Genomic DNA, 15,736 nt, shown 5'->3' on the forward strand with positions numbered 1-15,736 from the left:
CGTCGCCCTCATTAATACTACCCATCAAGCTTCCAGGAGAGCAGGCTATGAATGCAGCCCAAGGCAAACAGAGTAAACAACCGTTAACCACAGGCGTTTTAATATACATTAACATACCTATAAGCTGGCCCCATTGCCGCCAAGGGGGGGCGTCATGACACGCGTAACGGCATCAGCACGTACACGACATCAACAGTCACCGTCTTGTGTTGCATTGACGCTCTATCTCGGTAATTTGGCGCCCAGTGGCCGACGCTCTATGCGCTCATTATTGCAGCAAGTGGCCTTATTGAACAAATGGCCGGGCACTTTGGAGCAGATGCCGTGGCTAACATTACGTTATGAGCAGGTTGCCTGCATTCGCGCTGCATTACGACAAACCAATAAGTCACCTAATACCATCAACACCACTCTGGCTGCCATTCGGGGTGTCTTGAAGTCAGGCTTTTTATCAGGCCACTTTCCGGCACTGGACTGGCAACGTATTCAGTCCATTGGCCGTATTCCTGGAAAAATCCTGCCTGCTGGTCGTCAGTTGCGCGCGATTGAGGTCACCCGTTTATTCAAAGCCTGTCAAAGTGATCCTCAACGGGGTATTCGTGATGTCGCTATTTTAGCAGTTTTAGCCTATGCCGGATTACGCCGCAGTGAGCTGTCCAGCTTAAACAGGGACGATTACTGCCGTCGTAATGGGCAACTTATTGTGCGTGAAGGCAAAGGTCAGCGCCAGCGTGAATTAATGCTACCAACTGCCGCCAGAGCTTATATAAGGCAATGGCTTCAATACCGTGGTTCTTCACCTGGCCCGATGTTTTGCCATATAAGCAAAGATGGAGAGTATCACTTGACCCAACGACTCAGTGCGTTACGTATTTACGGCATTGTAAAGCGCCGAGCCAGGGAGGCGGGAATCGAACCTTGCTCACCTCACGATCTTCGTCGCACGTTTGTCACTCGACTGCTAGAGCAAGGCGTTGACTTTAATACTGCTCGGCAATTAGCAGGACACGAGCATATTCAGACAACGGCGCTTTATGATCGGCGACATATCAAAACCCAACGGCAAGCAATGGCAAATTTTTGCTTTTAAGTGCTACCAACAGTCAAAAAAAATCGCATAAAAACACCTTTGGCAAAATCGGCAAAGCAGTATTTTTGACATGATTTGCCGCGCCAAAAACATCATCCGAAATATAAAAACCATAAAAAAAGTTACCGAAAAAACACGATGTTTTTATTTTGGTAAATCACTGTTTTCTAAAAACATCGTAAAAACAGTGGGGTAAGTGCTGATTTTTGAAAACTGTAAATAAGTAGCATCAATAATTATGAGATGCCGTTATGCCACTAAAAAAACCTAAAAATTTCGATCGCCCTCTTCCAAGGCTACTACGCATGAGAGATGCGCCGTTCTATATTGGAATGAACAAAAACCTTTTTAATGCAGAAGTACGACCCTTGCTAACCGAGATGACAATCGGTGACACGGGTATTGCTTTTGACCGCCTTGAATTAGAAGCCTGGGTTGACGACTTAAAGAGTCGTAGTAGTAAACCCGGCACACGCAAATTGGAGAAAACATCATGGGACGCAAAAAAACATCTGGGCTCATTAAAAGGGGCGAGCTCTGGCACATCGACAAAGTCATCAAAGGTCGACGCGTTTGCCAAAGCACTGGCACAAGTGACCAAGAAGAAGCCGAAAGCTTCCTCGCGCACTTAATGGAAGAAAATCGGCAGGCAACGGTTTATGGCGTTCGTCCGAAGAGAACTTTCAGAGAGGCCGCAACTAAGTATTTATTGGAGTCACAAAAAGCGAGCCTTAAGGACGATGCGTTACATCTAAGGTTACTGGACGAGTATATTGGAGACATGAGCTTAGAGTTGGTACATATGGGAACTTTGCAAGCCTATATTGAAATGCGCCGGATGCAAGGTGTTAAGAATAGAACAATTAACTATGCTTTACAGGCTGTCAGACATATTTTAAATCTGGCGGCATTGGAATGGCGAGATGAATATGGCTTGACTTGGATGGTAACTCCACCGAAGATCAAGTTACTTACACAGCATGATGCCAGGGAGCCCTACCCAATGTCACGGGAGGAGCAAACTCGGCTGTTTAATGAGTTGCCTGAGCACTTGGTCAAGATGGCTTTATTTAAGGTGAATACCGGATGTAGAGAGCAAGAGGTGTGTTCTTTGCGTTGGGAATGGGAGGAACGCATTCCAGAGCTCAATACCAGTATTTTTGTAATACCGGCCCATACCGTAAAAAATAGAACCCGACGCGTGGTTATTTTAAACAGTGAGGCAAAGGCGGTGATTGATCAGTTACGAGGGCAGCATTCTGAGTTTGTCTTTACCTATAAAGACCATCGCGTTCTGGCTATGAATAATTCGGCCTGGCAGAAGGCAAGAAAACGTGTGGGGCTTACGCAAGTGAGAATTCATGACCTGAAGCATACCTTCGGGCGGCGCTTGAGAGCAGAGAATGTATCGTTTGAAGATAGGCAGGATTTATTGGGTCACAAGTCAAGCAGGATCACGACGCATTATTCGTCGGCGGAATTGGGGAATCTGATCGCTGCGGCTGAAAAGGTCTGCGTAATCAAAACACGCAAAAGTCACGCAACATTTTAAACAGGCATAAAAAAAGGAAATCAAAGGTGTTGTAACCTATTGATTTCCTTTAGTATTCTTTGGAGCTAGTGAGGGGATTCGAACTCCTGACCGGCTGATTACAAATCAGCTGCTCTACCAACTGAGCTACACCAGCAAAGAAAGGCTATTATACATTATAAAATTACTTTGCAAAGTAATTTGTTACTTATTTTTGTTTTCCTGTTGTTTTGTTTTTGCCAAAGCTTTTTGGGCTTCGGTTATCAAGACCTGTATATTTGGTTTTAAACTGCTGGATCTTGCCTGACGATTCAACAGTGCCTTTAGGTTGGTAGGTTGGAATTAAATGGTGCTTGCCATTTCCTATCAAATCATTGCGACCCATGGCATTTAAGGCATCACGTAATAACGGCCAATTTTTAGGATCATGATAGCGCAGGAAGGCTTTATGCAGGCGACGTTGTTTGATGGTCTTTGGTATCGGCATGTCTTCAGCCGTACGACTGACTTTACGTAGCGTATCTTTACCGGAATGATACATCGCAGTGGCGATGGACATGGGCGATGGTAAGAATGCCTGGACCTGATCGGCTCTAAAGCCGTTACGTTTTAACCATAAAGCCAGGTTAAGCATATCGATATCGGTAGTGCCGGGGTGAGCGGCGATAAAATAAGGGATCAGATATTGCTCTTTACCCGCTTCTTTGGAGTATTTGTCAAACATTTCTTTAAAGCGGTCATAAGTACCCATGCCCGGCTTCATCATTTTTGATAACGGTCCTTGTTCGGTATGTTCGGGAGCAATTTTAAGGTAGCCGCCGACATGATGGGTAACCAGTTCTTTAACGTATTCAGGCGATTCAACGGCTAAATCATAACGGAGACCGGAAGCAATAAAGATCTTTTTGATGCCTGGCAATGCCCGAGCTCTACGATAGAGTTTAATTAACGGTGTGTGATCAGTATTCAGATTAGGGCAAATGCCTGGGTAAACACAAGATGGCTTGCGACATGCGGCTTCAATCTTTTCATCTTTGCAGGCCAGTCGATACATATTGGCTGTGGGGCCACCCAAATCAGAAATATGACCGGTAAAAGCGGGTGATGTATCACGGATCGCTTCGATTTCCCGAATAATGGAATCTTCGGAACGGCTTTGAATAATGCGCCCTTCATGTTCAGTGATGGAACAAAAAGTACAGCCACCAAAACAGCCACGCATGATGTTGACCGAATGTTGAATCATTTCAAAAGCCGGTACATTAGCATTGCCATATTCTTTGTGAGGCACGCGTGAATAGGGCAGATCAAAAACGCCATCCATTTCTTTGGTCGTTAGCGGAATAGGTGGCGGGTTAATCCAGACTTGGCGTGTACCGTGTTGTTGAATTAACGGACGCGCATTACCCGGATTGGTTTCACCATGCATCACCCTTGAGGCGTGGGCATACAATATAGGATCGTCTTTTACGGCGTCATAATCAGGAATGCGAATAACAGTTTGAGAGCGCTGGTCTCTGATCAATTGCTTAAGCATTACGACGCTGGAGAGCGAAATCACTTTTTCATTGGGATCACTATCATCAGATTTTTTATCGCAGGCAGGCTCTTCCTGATAAGGATTCTGTATAGGGCTTAGTGCGCCAGGCTTATCAATATCAGTAGAGTTTTTAACGATCCAGCCTTCGGGTATCTGTTTAACAAAATGTACTGTACCACGTATGCCTTTCAGTTCGGAGATAGCTTCCCCGTGAGCCAAGCGATGAGCGATTTCAACAATTTGCCGTTCCGCATTACCATAGACCAGCAAATCTGCCTTGGAATCCAGCAATACTGATTTACGTACCTTATCAGACCAGTAATCGTAATGGGCTATGCGTCGTAAACTGGCTTCTATGCCGCCAATAATAATCGGTACCTCTTTGTAAGCTTCCCGGCAGCGGTGCGAATAAACATTGACGGCGCGGTCGGGGCGCTTTCCTGCCGCACCATTGGCTGTATAAGCATCATTTGAACGAATTTTTTTATCGGAGGTGTAGCGGTTAACCATGGAGTCCATGTTGCCACCGGTTACTCCAAAAAATAAATTGGGGCGGCCCAGTTTGCTAAAATCAACGGCACTGGTCCAGTCTGGCTGAGAGATAATTCCCACTCTAAAGCCTTGTGCTTCCAGTAAACGTCCTATTAATGCCATACCAAAGCTGGGGTGATCAATGTAGGCATCGCCAGTGACAAGAATAACATCGCAACTATCCCAGCCAAGTTCATCCATTTCAGATCTGCTCATTGGTAAAACAGGGGCTACACCAAAGCGTTGCGCCCAGTATTTACGGTAACTGAAAAGATTAGGTTCGGTTTGTAAGGCAGTGGAAGTCATGGTTTTATCACTTTATTAAAGGTGCTGGCGTTATGTCTTTTAAGGTCTTTCAAAAAAGTCGGAAATTCAATTTGGTATTTTTGCTCAAGAACCAGAGCATTGGTTCTTAGTTCTTTCAGGGAAAAAAGCGGTGCATAATTATTAAAGGCAAAAGCAATGATATTGCCTCTATCCCGAACCGGCAGGAATAAAACTTGCCAGTTAAAAACGCGTGCCAACCACTGGGATACTTGCTGGAACTCGGGATTACTGGTGCCGCCCCAAAGATTGATGACCAGTATGCCGTCTTTCTTTAACAAGGCTTGGCAAGCATCAAAAAAAGCCTCATTACAAATTGAAGAAGCCATGCCTTCATGATCAAATGCATCTAAAAACAATAAACTGTAGTGTTCCCGATTGGATTCTGCGCGTTGGCGTATATAGTCACCCCCATCATCAACTATAATTTTTAATCGGGAATCCAACGGTAACCCAAAATAACTACGGGCAATTTTAACCACGCTTTTTCTGTACTCAACTACTTTTAAGCGGCAATCCGGAAAATGCTCAAGTAAATGTTTGGTTAAAGAGCCACCACCTAAGCCGACAACCAGTGCGTCGTCATCCAGGATAGGCTTGAACAGCAACCAACTGGTCATTGCCCGAACATAATTTAACTCAAGCTTATCAGGGTCAGTTAATAACATGCTGCTTTGTCGCGGATGCGAGCCAAAATGTAAGGATCTGACCCCCTTACACTCGATTATTTCTATAATCCCCTCATCATCGTGACTTTCGTGGATAAGCAGGCCTTCATATTTGTACATAGTAAAGCTTGTAATTTTCTAAATCATAAATAATTATTATACACGAGGATTGCTTTTAACTGACTGTATTTGTTTATATTTATTTATTTATAAAGCACTTGATTTGAAGGGTTATAGGCATTTTCATGCAGGTAGATCATGTGTTTTTAAACGGGATTTTATAAGCAACATACGCTTTATCTCGTCATGCGAGCACTATAGAGATTGGGATTATGTTGTCGATCGTCAACATAAAGTCATTTTGACTACATTAATTTATGTGCACTTTAAACCATTGTTATTATTTCATTGGTACCCTGTTTTATTTATGATGATAGTATTGACGATTTTGTTGGGCAGTATTTTCAGGATAAAAAGTGGGTTCCGAAATCTCAGAAAGCAGTTTTGACAGTGCTGCCTTTTTAAAAAATCTAACTACGCGTCCAGGCATTTATACGATGCTAAATGACAAGGGCGAGATTATTTATATAGGTAAAGCTAAAAACCTTAAAAATCGCGTTTCCAGTTATTTTAAAAAACAAGCCGCGTCAATTAAGCAACAGGTCATGGTGACTAAAGTGGCTGCCATTGAAGTGACTATTACCCATACTGAAGGCGAGGCCTTATTGCTGGAATGTCAGCAAATAAAACGGCACAAGCCTCGTTATAATATTTGTCTCAGGGACGATAAGTCCTTTCCCTATGTATTTTTGTCCAGTGAGCAAGACTTTCCGCAAATTACCATTCACCGTGGTGCCAAGAATAAAAAAGGCCGCTATTTTGGTCCTTATCCCAGTTCGGGAGCGGTTAGAGAAAGTCTTAAATTACTGCAAAGATTGTTTCCAATCCGGCAATGTGATGATGCTTTTTATAACAACCGTACCCGGCCTTGTTTGCAATATCAGATAGAGCGTTGCACTGCACCTTGTGTAGGGCTTATTGACAAAAAAAACTATGCGCTGGATGTTGAAAGTACGGTAATGTTTCTAGAGGGCAAGGGAAGCTTGCTGATTGATCAGTTGATTATTAATATGGAAACCGCTGCGGCTAGTCTTGATTTTGAGCAAGCTGCCGGATTTAGGGATCAGATTGCAAGGTTGCGTTCGGTATTGGAAAAACATTTTGTTCACGGAGAAAAGGGCGATGTTGATATTATTGCCTGTGCCAGCAGAGGCAGCGTCGCCTGTGTTCAAGTGTTTTTTATCCGTAATGGCCAGCATTTAGGTAATAAAGTCTTTTTTCCGAAAGTGACTGATGAATATGAGCCTGCGGCTATCTTGCAAGCTTTTATCCCGCAATATTATCTTGATAAACCCGTACCTTATGAACTAATAGTTAGTCATGAACCGGAAGAGGCTGCATTACTGATCGAGGTTTTAGCCAGTCAGATAAAGCATCCTGTGAGCATTTCTTCCAGCGTCAGAGGCGAGCGCTTAAAGTGGCTGCAAATGGCAGGGACGAATGCTGAGAATTCATTGCTAAGCAAGTTGTCAGATAAACAGGGTATTTATGACCGGTTTCTTAGTCTACAAGAGGAATTAGGTTGTAAAGATTTACCCAAGCGTCTGGAGTGCTTTGATATTAGTCACACACAAGGCGATCAGACGGTTGCATCCTGTGTGGTTTTTGATAGGGATGGCCCGGTAAAATCAGCTTATCGTCGCTTTAATATATCAGGTATAACCGGGGGTGATGATTATGCGGCTATTCACCAAGCGGTTTTCAGGCGCTTTAAACGTCTGAAGCAGGGCGAGCATGAGGCACCTGATATCTTGTTTATTGACGGCGGTAAAGGTCAGGTGCATGAAGCACAAAAGGCATTAGCAGAATTAGACATAAACAATGTTATGATAGTCGGCGTTTCAAAGGGACCTGATAGAAAACCCGGCATGGAAAAACTTATCCTGGTAGATCAGGAGCAGCCCGTGGACATAACAACAGGTGCCAGCGGTTTACTGTTAATACAGCATATTCGCGATGAGGCACACCGGTTTGCAATAACAGGACACAGACTACGTCGCGGTAAGGCATCAAAACAATCAGTTTTGGAAACTATTCCAGGACTGGGTTCCAAGCGACGACAGCTTTTATTAAAACAGTTTGGGGGGCTGCAAGGCATTTCATGCGCAAGTGTAGATGCACTTTGTAGCGTGGACCGCATAAGTCGGCATTTGGCACAACGAATTTACGGGCTATTTCATCATCAAGATGACGATTCAATTTAACATACCTACAAATCTTACGCTGTTAAGAATTGCGTTAATTCCGTTATTAACCGTGGTTTTTTATCTGCCCTGGCAATATTCCAATCTGGCTTGTACCCTGATTTTTTTGTTGGCTGGCTTTACCGACTGGCTGGATGGCTACCTTGCCAGAAAAATGCAACTGGAAACCCCTTTTGGTGCTTTTTTAGATCCTGTTGCTGATAAACTAATGGTCGCCATCGTACTGGTTTTAATTGTTCAACAGCAAGCGACGCCTTACCTGGCGATTCCTGCCGCGATTATTATCGCCAGAGAAATAACCATTGCTTCACTGCGGGAATGGATGGCAGAAATCGGCCAACGAGCAAAAGTAAGAGTCTCTCAATTAGGTAAATGGAAAACTACCGCACAAATGCTATCAATTGGCATGTTGTTATATCGTGAAGATTTATTGGGTATGCCCATTAATTTAATTGGCTATGGCTTGCTGTATATTTCTGCCGTCCTGACATTATGGTCTATGATTAATTACCTAAGCGCTGCTTTGGCAGTCATTAAGGAAAAATAAATATATTACACTTTCAGGTTTGTTACTGATAAACCTGTTTGATTTTTTGGCTTTCCGCTTTTTTAGTGGGGTAAATGATAAAGCTTAACTGCTAACTGTTAAATGCCCTGACTGACATTGAAAGCCATTTTTTTTTAACACACTCAGATACAGCATATTGATACGCTGCGGCAAAAAAAATGGATCAGGAAATAGAAATTATTCAGCCAAGAGCTGAAACGCAAGACGAGATATTAGTGGCGGCTTTAAAGTTATTTGCCACAAAAGGGTATTTTGCTACATCGTTAGTAGATATTGCTGCGGCTACAGGTATGAAAAATACCTCAGCTATTTATCATCATTTCAAAAATAAGCACATGATGGCGGCACAACTGTATACCAATATTTTTGATAGCTTCAATATTTCTTTTGATGATATCAGGCGCCGAAATGAAAAGCCTTCAGAGCAGTTACGTAGCATTGTTGATTTATTTTTCAAGCTGACTGACGATGCACCGGATGTTATGCAGTTTCTGCTGATTTTAAAACTTAATGAGTTTTTACCCGAAGAGAAACCGGTGATGGAAACCGCCGCATTTGTAAAAATTATTAAAATCATTCAGGTGGGCATAAAAGTGGGTGAAATACGTGATATTGATCCGCAGTTGGTCAATGCCTATTTCTTTGGCGTTATCAATAATACCTTGCGATCAGTATTAACCGGTGCGTTGGATAAAAAAGCCGATACCTATCTGTCGCAAACATGGTTAACGGCATGGAATGCTATTGCCAAAAAATGAGCATGATTTTGAGTTAAAGAAAAATCGTGGGTGATATTGTTCAGTTTAAACGACCAACCGTCGCTCAGCGGCATAAAGGTAATACTTTATGCCGTAGTGGTTTCCATAAATGGGAAATCCTCAAGGAAAAGCAGTTTGATGTTAAGCAGGGGAAATTGATTACAGCTTATCAATGCACTCGCTGTGCAAAAATCAAAACTAAAGCGTTGTAATAGAAAGTAGCGATAATCTCTCAGATAAATAATTTAGATGCCGACAGATACCATAATAGGTGTCTCATAAGTAGAAGCAAAAAGAAGGTCGACTGAGAAGTCAATGTCCGTGTTTCAAGTTAAGCAAACTCATAAAGCGGCAAGGGATAAGAATTGAACTGTTTTGCAGTCTTTACTACGAAACTTCCATAATTGGCTGAGTTGTCTCTAGCGAAATAATATACCGCCATTCTTCTTCGCTCACTGGTATTATAGATAAGCGGTTACCTCGCCTTAACAGCACCATTCCTGTCAATTCGGGGCGTGACTTTAATTCTTTAAGCGTAATGGTCCGGGATAATGTTCTGACATATTTAACATCAACCATTATCCATCGAGGCTGGGTGGGATCGCTTTTAGGATCAAAATGGCTATCATCAGGATCAAAGGCAGTAAAGTCAGGATAACCCTCCTTAGCGACTTCCATAATTCCAACAATGCCAGGTTGGTCGCAGTTTGAATGATAAAAAAATACGTGGTCACCCAGTTTCATGGCATCCCTCATCATGTTTCTGGCTTGATAATTACGCACGCCATCCCAATGCTCGGTCCGGTTTGGCTTGTTGTAAAGATCATTAATGCCAAACACATCAGGTTCTGATTTCATTAGCCAGTAGTTCATGGTGTTCTCATAGGGGGGGGTAAATATAAATAATTCCAAGTTTGATAGTAAGTTAGCGTTTATAAGCTATGCTACTAGAAGGCTGTCCGAAAATAGCGGGTTGTAATTTAGTTTTGAGTTGAATTGAATAATGGTTTTTTTTTGATACCAGTCAATACGGAGAAGTATAACTGGTTTTGTCTGTCAAAATGTTTTTTGAGAAAAAACATCAGGCAAAAAAAATGCGACTGATTGGGTCGCATTAAAAGAGGGATATAACGCTCTGATTTCCGGGAAGGAAGTTTGCATCTCAAGAGTTGGTCTTATAATAACTATAAAGAGTAGAAGAGGGAATGTGGCATATTGCCGCGTGACAAATTGTCGCAGAGACAATGGAATTGCAGGCAAAAAAAATGCGACTTATGAGGTCGCATTAAAAGAAGGATATAACGCTCTGATTTCCGAGGAGGAAGTTTGCATCTCAAGAGTTGCAGTTATAATAACCATAAAAATTAAAAGAGGGAATGTGGCATATTGCCGCGTGACATATTGTCGCAGGGTCAAGGCATTTCTTGTAAAACATTACTCAATTTTGCAAAATCATTCAGTGATAATGCTTCAGCCCTTAATGTAGGGTCGATGTTCAGGGCGATAATAACATCTTCATCGATGAGTTTTTTTAAGGAATTACGCAATGTCTTACGGCGCTGCGAGAATGCCTGTACGACGACTCTATTGAGCTTTGTCATATCATTAACTTTAACGGGCGGTTGTTGATGCGGTACCAGTCTTACAATTGCCGACATGACTTTAGGTGCCGGGTCAAAGCTTTCAGGGGGGACGTCAAATAACAGTTCTGTTGCACAGAAATATTGCATCATGACGCTAAGTCTGCCATATTTTTTACTGCCTGGAGCCGCACAAATTCGGTCAACGACTTCTTTTTGCAGCATAAAATGCATGTCTTCTATGCAAGAGGCATTATTTAGTAAGTGAAACATTAGCGGCGTTGAAATGTTGTAAGGTAAATTGCCAATGATACGGAGTTTTTCATTATCTTTAGCCAGTGCTGAAAAATCGAATTTTAAGGCATCGGCACTGTAAATTTGCAAATTATCATGTTGTTTGAATTTGTCCTTTAGCAATACCACCAGATCCCTGTCGAGTTCAACTACATCAAGACGTAATTTCTGCTGTAATAAAGGTTCTGTTAACGCTCCCATGCCAGGGCCTATCTCAACCCAATGTTGGCCAGGTTTTGCCTGTAAGCTGGAAAGTATGCTGTAAATAATATTATGGTCATGTAAAAAATTCTGACCAAAGCGTTTGCGTGGAGTATGTGTCATTTTATAAAGAAGGGTTAGTTGCCATTGTTAATGCCGTTTGCAACGCAAATTGCAGGCTGCCGATATCGGCTTTGCCAGTACCTGCCAAGTCTAAAGCAGTGCCATGGTCAACAGAGGTACGGATAATAGGCAGTCCCAGCGTGATGTTGACCGCTTTTCCAAAGCCCAGGTATTTAAGCACCGGCAAGCCTTGATCATGATACATGGCTAACACGGCATCTGCAGAGTCCAGGTATTTAGCAGTAAACAAGGTATCTGCCGCGAGTGGCCCCTGAAGATTCAGGCCTTGCTGGCGAAAGCCTTCCAATACGGGTTCAATAACGTCAATTTCTTCACGACCCAGGTGACCATTTTCTCCGGCATGGGGGTTAAGCCCACATACCAGTATTTTTGGATTATCAAGGTTAAAGCGTGTACGTAAATCATGATCCAGTATGCGAATGACGGCTCTCAGGCGTGTATGAGTGATAGCCGGACTGACTTCAGCAAGAGGTAAGTGGGTTGTCACCAAGGCAACCCGCAAGCCTGGTGTTGCCAACATCATTACCGGATGTCCGCCGGTAATTTCGGCAATATATTCGGTATGACCGCTAAAGACAAAGCCGGCATCATTGATAATGCCTTTATGGACAGGCCCCGTCACCATCGCGTCAAAAAGCCTATCCATGCAACCTTTCGTTGCTATAGTAATTGTTTTTAATACATAACGGCTGTTCAACAGGTTTGTTTGTCCACACTGAGCAGGTTCGGAGAGTTCAACAGGTAGTATCGTCAAGTTTCCGGCTTTCTGGTTTGTTGGCGGTAGCGAGCGATCAAATTCATTTAGCCGGATAGACAGGCCTAACTGTTCGGCGCGTTGCGTCAATAATTCAGGACTGGCTATTACGATGAGTTGGCAGGGTAAATCCTGCTGTGCCAGTTGGATGCAAAGATCGGGGCCTATGCCGGCAGGTTCTCCGGGAGTTAACGCAATGCGTTGTATGGAATTAAGAGCCATGTGCCATGTCATCTGAAAAAAAATTAATTTTACAGCATAATGGCGCAGTTTTTTTAAAAAATGCTGTCGAGAATAAGTTTTAGGGGGCAGTAAAACGATTATGCAATTAGATAATAGAGTACTAATTGACTTCCAAGGAATGATTGCTTTATGTTTAATCAAACAAAATATTAATGCGCTATAACTTACCATTAAGTTAAATAAGGTTACAATAAACCCATTTTTGAAAAATGAAGGTTTCCTTTTGGCTGAAAAAATTATTCGTATTGCAACACGTCAGAGTCCATTAGCATTGTGGCAGGCAGAGCACGTCGCAGAATTATTGGTACTGGCATTTCCAGGTGTCAGGACGGAATTGGTTAAAATGATGACGCGGGGCGATAAAATTCTCGACGCACCTTTAGCCAAGGTTGGCGGCAAGGGCTTGTTTGTCAAAGAGTTGGAGCAAGGCATGTTGGAGGGATTGGCTGATATTGCCGTGCATTCGATGAAGGATGTGCCGGTAGATTTTCCTGACGGTTTGCATTTGGCGGCTATTTTGACTCGCGAAGATCCAACAGATGCCTTTGTATCGAATCGTTACTCAGCGTTAAACGACTTACCGAAAAATGCCAGAATTGGCACGTCCAGTTTGCGCAGGGAATGCCAGCTTAAAGAAAAATTTCCTGATGCTGAAGTTGTCCCGTTAAGAGGTAATGTTAATACCCGATTAGCCAAGCTGGATGCGGGTGATTATGATGCAATTATTCTGGCATCAGCCGGTTTAAAAAGATTGGGTATGACTAAACGTATTACGCAATCGCTAGATACCGACGTGAGTCTGCCGGCAATTGGGCAGGGTGCCATTGGTATAGAATGCCGCACCGATGATTTGGAAATTAACAAAATTTTAAGTGCGTTGCATGATACAGAAACGGGTCTTTGTGTTTCTGCCGAGCGAGCGATGAATGCACGATTGAATGGTGGTTGCCAAGTGCCAATTGCAGGTTTTGCGCAATTACAGGATGGGCAAATAGTCATGCGCGGATTAGTTGGCAATCCTGATGGTAGTGTGCTGTATAGATCGCAACGTTCGGGCGGGTTGGATCAGGGTGAAGTTATCGGTCGATGGATTGCTGAAGATCTTCTGGCGCAGGGTGCGGATGAAATTTTGCAGGCGTTATTTCATTGATTAAATCGTTAAAGGGCGCGCAGGTATTAGTGACTCGTCCGGCACATCAAGCAGAAAACTTAAGTCATTTAATTGAAGCGTGCGGTGGTGTGGCTGTACGGTTTCCAACACTCGCTATTGCGGCGTTGGATAATTCTGGCGAGATAGACAATACCCTGACACATTTGGACGGGTATCAATGGCTTATTTTTATTAGTGCTAATGCAGTAACAATGCACAGTTACTATTCAGATGATGTTAAAATTAAAAAGATTAAGTCAATACGAATTGTTGCAATAGGAAAGGCAACTGCGCAAGCCTTGGCTATGGCTGGCTTGCCGGTCGATTTAGTACCTGAAAGTGGCTATAATAGCGAGGCATTGCTGGCAATGCCGGAAATGAAGGATATTGCCGGGCAGCATTATTTAATCGTTCGTGGCAAAGGTGGACGTGAAGAATTGGCCGTTACGTTACGCAGTAGAGGTGCAATTGTTGAGTATTTGGATGTCTATAAAAGAATAATTCCGGATATTGACAGCTCGCAAGTCAGTTTATTGATTGCCCAAGATAAGTTGGATGTCATCACGATAACCAGTGGTGAAGCCTTGCAAAACTTGTTAATCATGTTGGCAGAAAAATATCATCAGCGATTGTTCGAAGTGGCTCTCGTGGTAGTTAGTAACAGAATAAGGCAAATAGCTGCCGACTTAGGCTTTAAACGAATTGCAGTGACCCAGAGTCCTTCAGATATGGCAATTCTTGAGACAGTATCAATGTGTGTAACAGGAGGAATAGAGTGGCCGAATTGAGTGAACAACAAGAACAAGATCTGAGCGAGACCAAACAAATCCAGCGATCGCGGAGTGGCTTATGGTTTGGCATTATTGTACTGCTCATTATTATTGGACTTGCAGGTGCCGGTTTTTATTTTTTTACACAATTACGAAGCCAACAGGAAGGCTTGGGTGGTGAAGTTAAAGGGCAGATGTCAAAGCAGATTGCTGACTATCAGTCCCAACTTGTTGCCATTCAGTCCCAACTTGCAACCATAGAATCTACTGTTGCCGGTAAAGATACTCACTTTACCAAAACACTTGCTGACTTCTCCAGCTTACACAACGAAAAATTGGAAAGTACCCGCAAAGAGTTGAATGATTCTATTGCCAGAATCCAGCGTCAACTGGGCAAGACCCGTGGTGACTGGTTAATCGCCGATGCCGAGTATTTATTAAGTGTTGCCAATGAACGATTGCATTTAATCGGTGATGTTAATACCACACGTGAAGCATTAGAAGCAGCCGATCAGCGCTTAAGAGAAAGCGGAGATGTTGGTGCATTTAAAGTACGGGAACAGATTGCCAAAGAAATTGACGTGGTCAAGAGAGTTAACGTGCCTGATGTTGTGGGTATTTATGCGGCAATTCAGGCTATGCAAGATCGGGTTGATAAATTAGTCTTGTTTTTGCCTTACACAGGTAAAGCTTTTACACCGCCTGTTGCAGAAAAGGAGCCATCTGGTGAAGCAACAGCAGATCAAGGTATGATTGATTCAGCCATGGATCAACTGGAAGGCATCGTCACCATCAGACACTCAGAACATGAAGTTAAAGAAATACTGACACCCGAAGAAGCGCAATTTATTAAAGAGCAATTAAGAGTAAAGCTGGAAATGGTAAAAATTGCCCTGGTTCAGCATAATGAAGGACTTTTTCATTCCGGTCTGGCAGATGCAAAAAAATGGACAGAAGAGCATTTCACCAAGGATGTAGAGGTGAATAATTTTATTGCCGAGTTGGATAGATTTACTACTATTAAAATTCGCAGCCAGTTTCCTGACATCAGCTTATCGTTAAAAATGCTCAGGGATATTACCAAGCTGAGAATAGAAACAGATAAAAGTATGCAACCCGCTGAAACAGTTGTGCCGGTAGAGAATGTTGATGCCGTCAAGCCAACTGAAATAGTTGTACCTGTTGAGAAAATTGAATCAACGAAGCCGACTGAAGTAATCGTTCCCTCTGAAGCAGTACCTGCGGCGCAATAATAGAGAATATATA

15 protein-coding genes and 1 tRNA gene are annotated in these 15,736 nt (G+C 43.0%); 10 read left to right on the plus strand and 6 right to left on the minus strand.

All coding sequences use genetic code 11. The annotated features are described in order from the left end of the window. The first annotated feature begins 154 nt into the window (after window positions 1-154). The 3 genes from N7974_RS03625 to N7974_RS03635 all read left to right on the plus strand — a co-directional run bounded on the left by N7974_RS03625 (window position 155) and on the right by N7974_RS03635 (window position 2,642). Window positions 155-1,090 (plus strand): tyrosine-type recombinase/integrase, encoded by a 936-nt coding sequence (locus tag N7974_RS03625; RefSeq protein WP_262964299.1) that lies wholly within the window; start codon window positions 155-157, stop codon window positions 1,088-1,090. 305 nt (window positions 1,091-1,395) lie between these two features. Next, on the plus strand, window positions 1,396-1,722 hold the full coding sequence (locus tag N7974_RS03630) for a hypothetical protein (RefSeq protein ID WP_262964300.1): 327 nt from the start codon (window positions 1,396-1,398) through the stop codon (window positions 1,720-1,722). Between the two features lie 149 nt (window positions 1,723-1,871). Then, the gene (locus N7974_RS03635) at window positions 1,872-2,642 is read left to right on the plus strand and encodes a tyrosine-type recombinase/integrase (protein ID WP_262964301.1); all 771 of its coding nucleotides are present in this window, start codon (window positions 1,872-1,874) and stop codon (window positions 2,640-2,642) included. A 60-nt stretch (window positions 2,643-2,702) separates the two neighbouring features. Here N7974_RS03635 and N7974_RS03640 read toward each other — a convergent pair. The 3 genes from N7974_RS03640 to N7974_RS03650 form a co-directional block, all read right to left on the minus strand. Beyond that, window positions 2,703-2,778: transfer RNA gene (locus N7974_RS03640), tRNA-Thr, on the minus strand. 51 nt (window positions 2,779-2,829) lie between these two features. Beyond that, complete coding sequence (locus tag N7974_RS03645; protein ID WP_262964302.1) at window positions 2,830-4,998, minus strand: YgiQ family radical SAM protein; 2,169 nt, start codon at window positions 4,996-4,998, stop codon at window positions 2,830-2,832. Next, window positions 4,995-5,804, minus strand: coding sequence for a spermine/spermidine synthase domain-containing protein (locus N7974_RS03650; protein WP_262964303.1), 810 nt, complete (start codon window positions 5,802-5,804; stop codon window positions 4,995-4,997). Before N7974_RS03650 ends, N7974_RS03645 begins: the two co-directional genes overlap by 4 nt. 356 nt (window positions 5,805-6,160) lie before the next feature. On the opposite strand from N7974_RS03650, the gene uvrC reads away from it, so the two are divergent. From uvrC to N7974_RS03670, 4 genes are all read left to right on the plus strand, one after another. Beyond that, window positions 6,161-8,008 (plus strand): excinuclease ABC subunit UvrC, encoded by a 1,848-nt coding sequence (uvrC, locus tag N7974_RS03655; RefSeq protein WP_262964304.1) that lies wholly within the window; start codon window positions 6,161-6,163, stop codon window positions 8,006-8,008. Next, complete coding sequence (gene pgsA / locus N7974_RS03660; protein WP_262964305.1) at window positions 7,992-8,555, plus strand: CDP-diacylglycerol--glycerol-3-phosphate 3-phosphatidyltransferase; 564 nt, start codon at window positions 7,992-7,994, stop codon at window positions 8,553-8,555. Before uvrC ends, pgsA begins: the two co-directional genes overlap by 17 nt. A gap of 179 nt (window positions 8,556-8,734) precedes the next feature. After that, a complete protein-coding gene (locus N7974_RS03665) occupies window positions 8,735-9,334 on the plus strand; it encodes a TetR/AcrR family transcriptional regulator (RefSeq protein ID WP_262964306.1) in 600 nt (199 codons plus the stop codon). A gap of 26 nt (window positions 9,335-9,360) precedes the next feature. Beyond that, window positions 9,361-9,546 carry a hypothetical protein gene (locus N7974_RS03670; RefSeq protein WP_262964307.1) on the plus strand — a complete coding sequence of 62 codons (186 nt, stop codon included), beginning with the start codon at window positions 9,361-9,363 and terminating at the stop codon, window positions 9,544-9,546. 175 nt (window positions 9,547-9,721) lie between these two features. Here the strand turns inward: N7974_RS03670 and N7974_RS03675 are convergent, their stop codons facing one another. From N7974_RS03675 to pdxA, 3 genes are all read right to left on the minus strand, one after another. Further along, on the minus strand, window positions 9,722-10,207 hold the full coding sequence (locus N7974_RS03675; protein WP_262964308.1) for an EVE domain-containing protein: 486 nt from the start codon (window positions 10,205-10,207) through the stop codon (window positions 9,722-9,724). Between the two features lie 539 nt (window positions 10,208-10,746). Then, complete coding sequence (gene rsmA, locus N7974_RS03680) at window positions 10,747-11,532, minus strand: 16S rRNA (adenine(1518)-N(6)/adenine(1519)-N(6))-dimethyltransferase RsmA (protein ID WP_262964309.1); 786 nt, start codon at window positions 11,530-11,532, stop codon at window positions 10,747-10,749. A 1-nt stretch (window position 11,533) separates the two neighbouring features. Continuing rightward, complete coding sequence (pdxA, locus tag N7974_RS03685) at window positions 11,534-12,529, minus strand: 4-hydroxythreonine-4-phosphate dehydrogenase PdxA (protein WP_262964310.1); 996 nt, start codon at window positions 12,527-12,529, stop codon at window positions 11,534-11,536. A gap of 244 nt (window positions 12,530-12,773) precedes the next feature. Between pdxA and hemC the strand changes: the two genes are divergently transcribed. From hemC to N7974_RS03700, 3 genes are read left to right on the plus strand one after another with little or no spacing between them, the layout of a single operon-like run. Further along, window positions 12,774-13,700 carry a hydroxymethylbilane synthase gene (gene hemC, locus N7974_RS03690; RefSeq protein ID WP_243221096.1) on the plus strand — a complete coding sequence of 309 codons (927 nt, stop codon included), beginning with the start codon at window positions 12,774-12,776 and terminating at the stop codon, window positions 13,698-13,700. Further along, window positions 13,697-14,488 carry a uroporphyrinogen-III synthase gene (locus N7974_RS03695; protein WP_262964311.1) on the plus strand — a complete coding sequence of 264 codons (792 nt, stop codon included), beginning with the start codon at window positions 13,697-13,699 and terminating at the stop codon, window positions 14,486-14,488. The genes hemC and N7974_RS03695 overlap by 4 nt, the downstream gene beginning before the upstream one ends. Further along, window positions 14,476-15,723: a uroporphyrinogen-III C-methyltransferase gene (locus tag N7974_RS03700; protein ID WP_243221098.1), complete on the plus strand. Its 1,248-nt coding sequence runs from the start codon at window positions 14,476-14,478 to the stop codon at window positions 15,721-15,723. The genes N7974_RS03695 and N7974_RS03700 overlap by 13 nt, the downstream gene beginning before the upstream one ends. Window positions 15,724-15,736: the final 13 nt, after the last annotated feature.

The sequence above is a fragment of the Methylobacter psychrophilus genome, assembly GCF_025583945.1.
Classification (GTDB): domain Bacteria; phylum Pseudomonadota; class Gammaproteobacteria; order Methylococcales; family Methylomonadaceae; genus Methylobacter_C; species Methylobacter_C psychrophilus.

Bases quoted from the DNA above. Each gene is read 5' to 3' on its own strand.
- N7974_RS03650 (WP_262964303.1), bottom strand. From the start codon at position 5,804: ATGTACAAATATGAAGGCCTGCTTATCCACGAAAGTCACGATGATGAG.
- N7974_RS03625 (WP_262964299.1), top strand. From the start codon at position 155: ATGACACGCGTAACGGCATCAGCACGTACACGACATCAACAGTCACCG.
- N7974_RS03630 (WP_262964300.1), top strand. From the start codon at position 1,396: ATGAGAGATGCGCCGTTCTATATTGGAATGAACAAAAACCTTTTTAAT.
- N7974_RS03675 (WP_262964308.1), bottom strand. From the start codon at position 10,207: ATGAACTACTGGCTAATGAAATCAGAACCTGATGTGTTTGGCATTAAT.
- pgsA (WP_262964305.1), top strand. From the start codon at position 7,992: ATGACGATTCAATTTAACATACCTACAAATCTTACGCTGTTAAGAATT.
- pdxA (WP_262964310.1), bottom strand. From the start codon at position 12,529: ATGGCTCTTAATTCCATACAACGCATTGCGTTAACTCCCGGAGAACCT.
- N7974_RS03635 (WP_262964301.1), top strand. From the start codon at position 1,872: ATGAGCTTAGAGTTGGTACATATGGGAACTTTGCAAGCCTATATTGAA.
- N7974_RS03645 (WP_262964302.1), bottom strand. From the start codon at position 4,998: ATGACTTCCACTGCCTTACAAACCGAACCTAATCTTTTCAGTTACCGT.
- N7974_RS03665 (WP_262964306.1), top strand. From the start codon at position 8,735: ATGGATCAGGAAATAGAAATTATTCAGCCAAGAGCTGAAACGCAAGAC.
- rsmA (WP_262964309.1), bottom strand. From the start codon at position 11,532: ATGACACATACTCCACGCAAACGCTTTGGTCAGAATTTTTTACATGAC.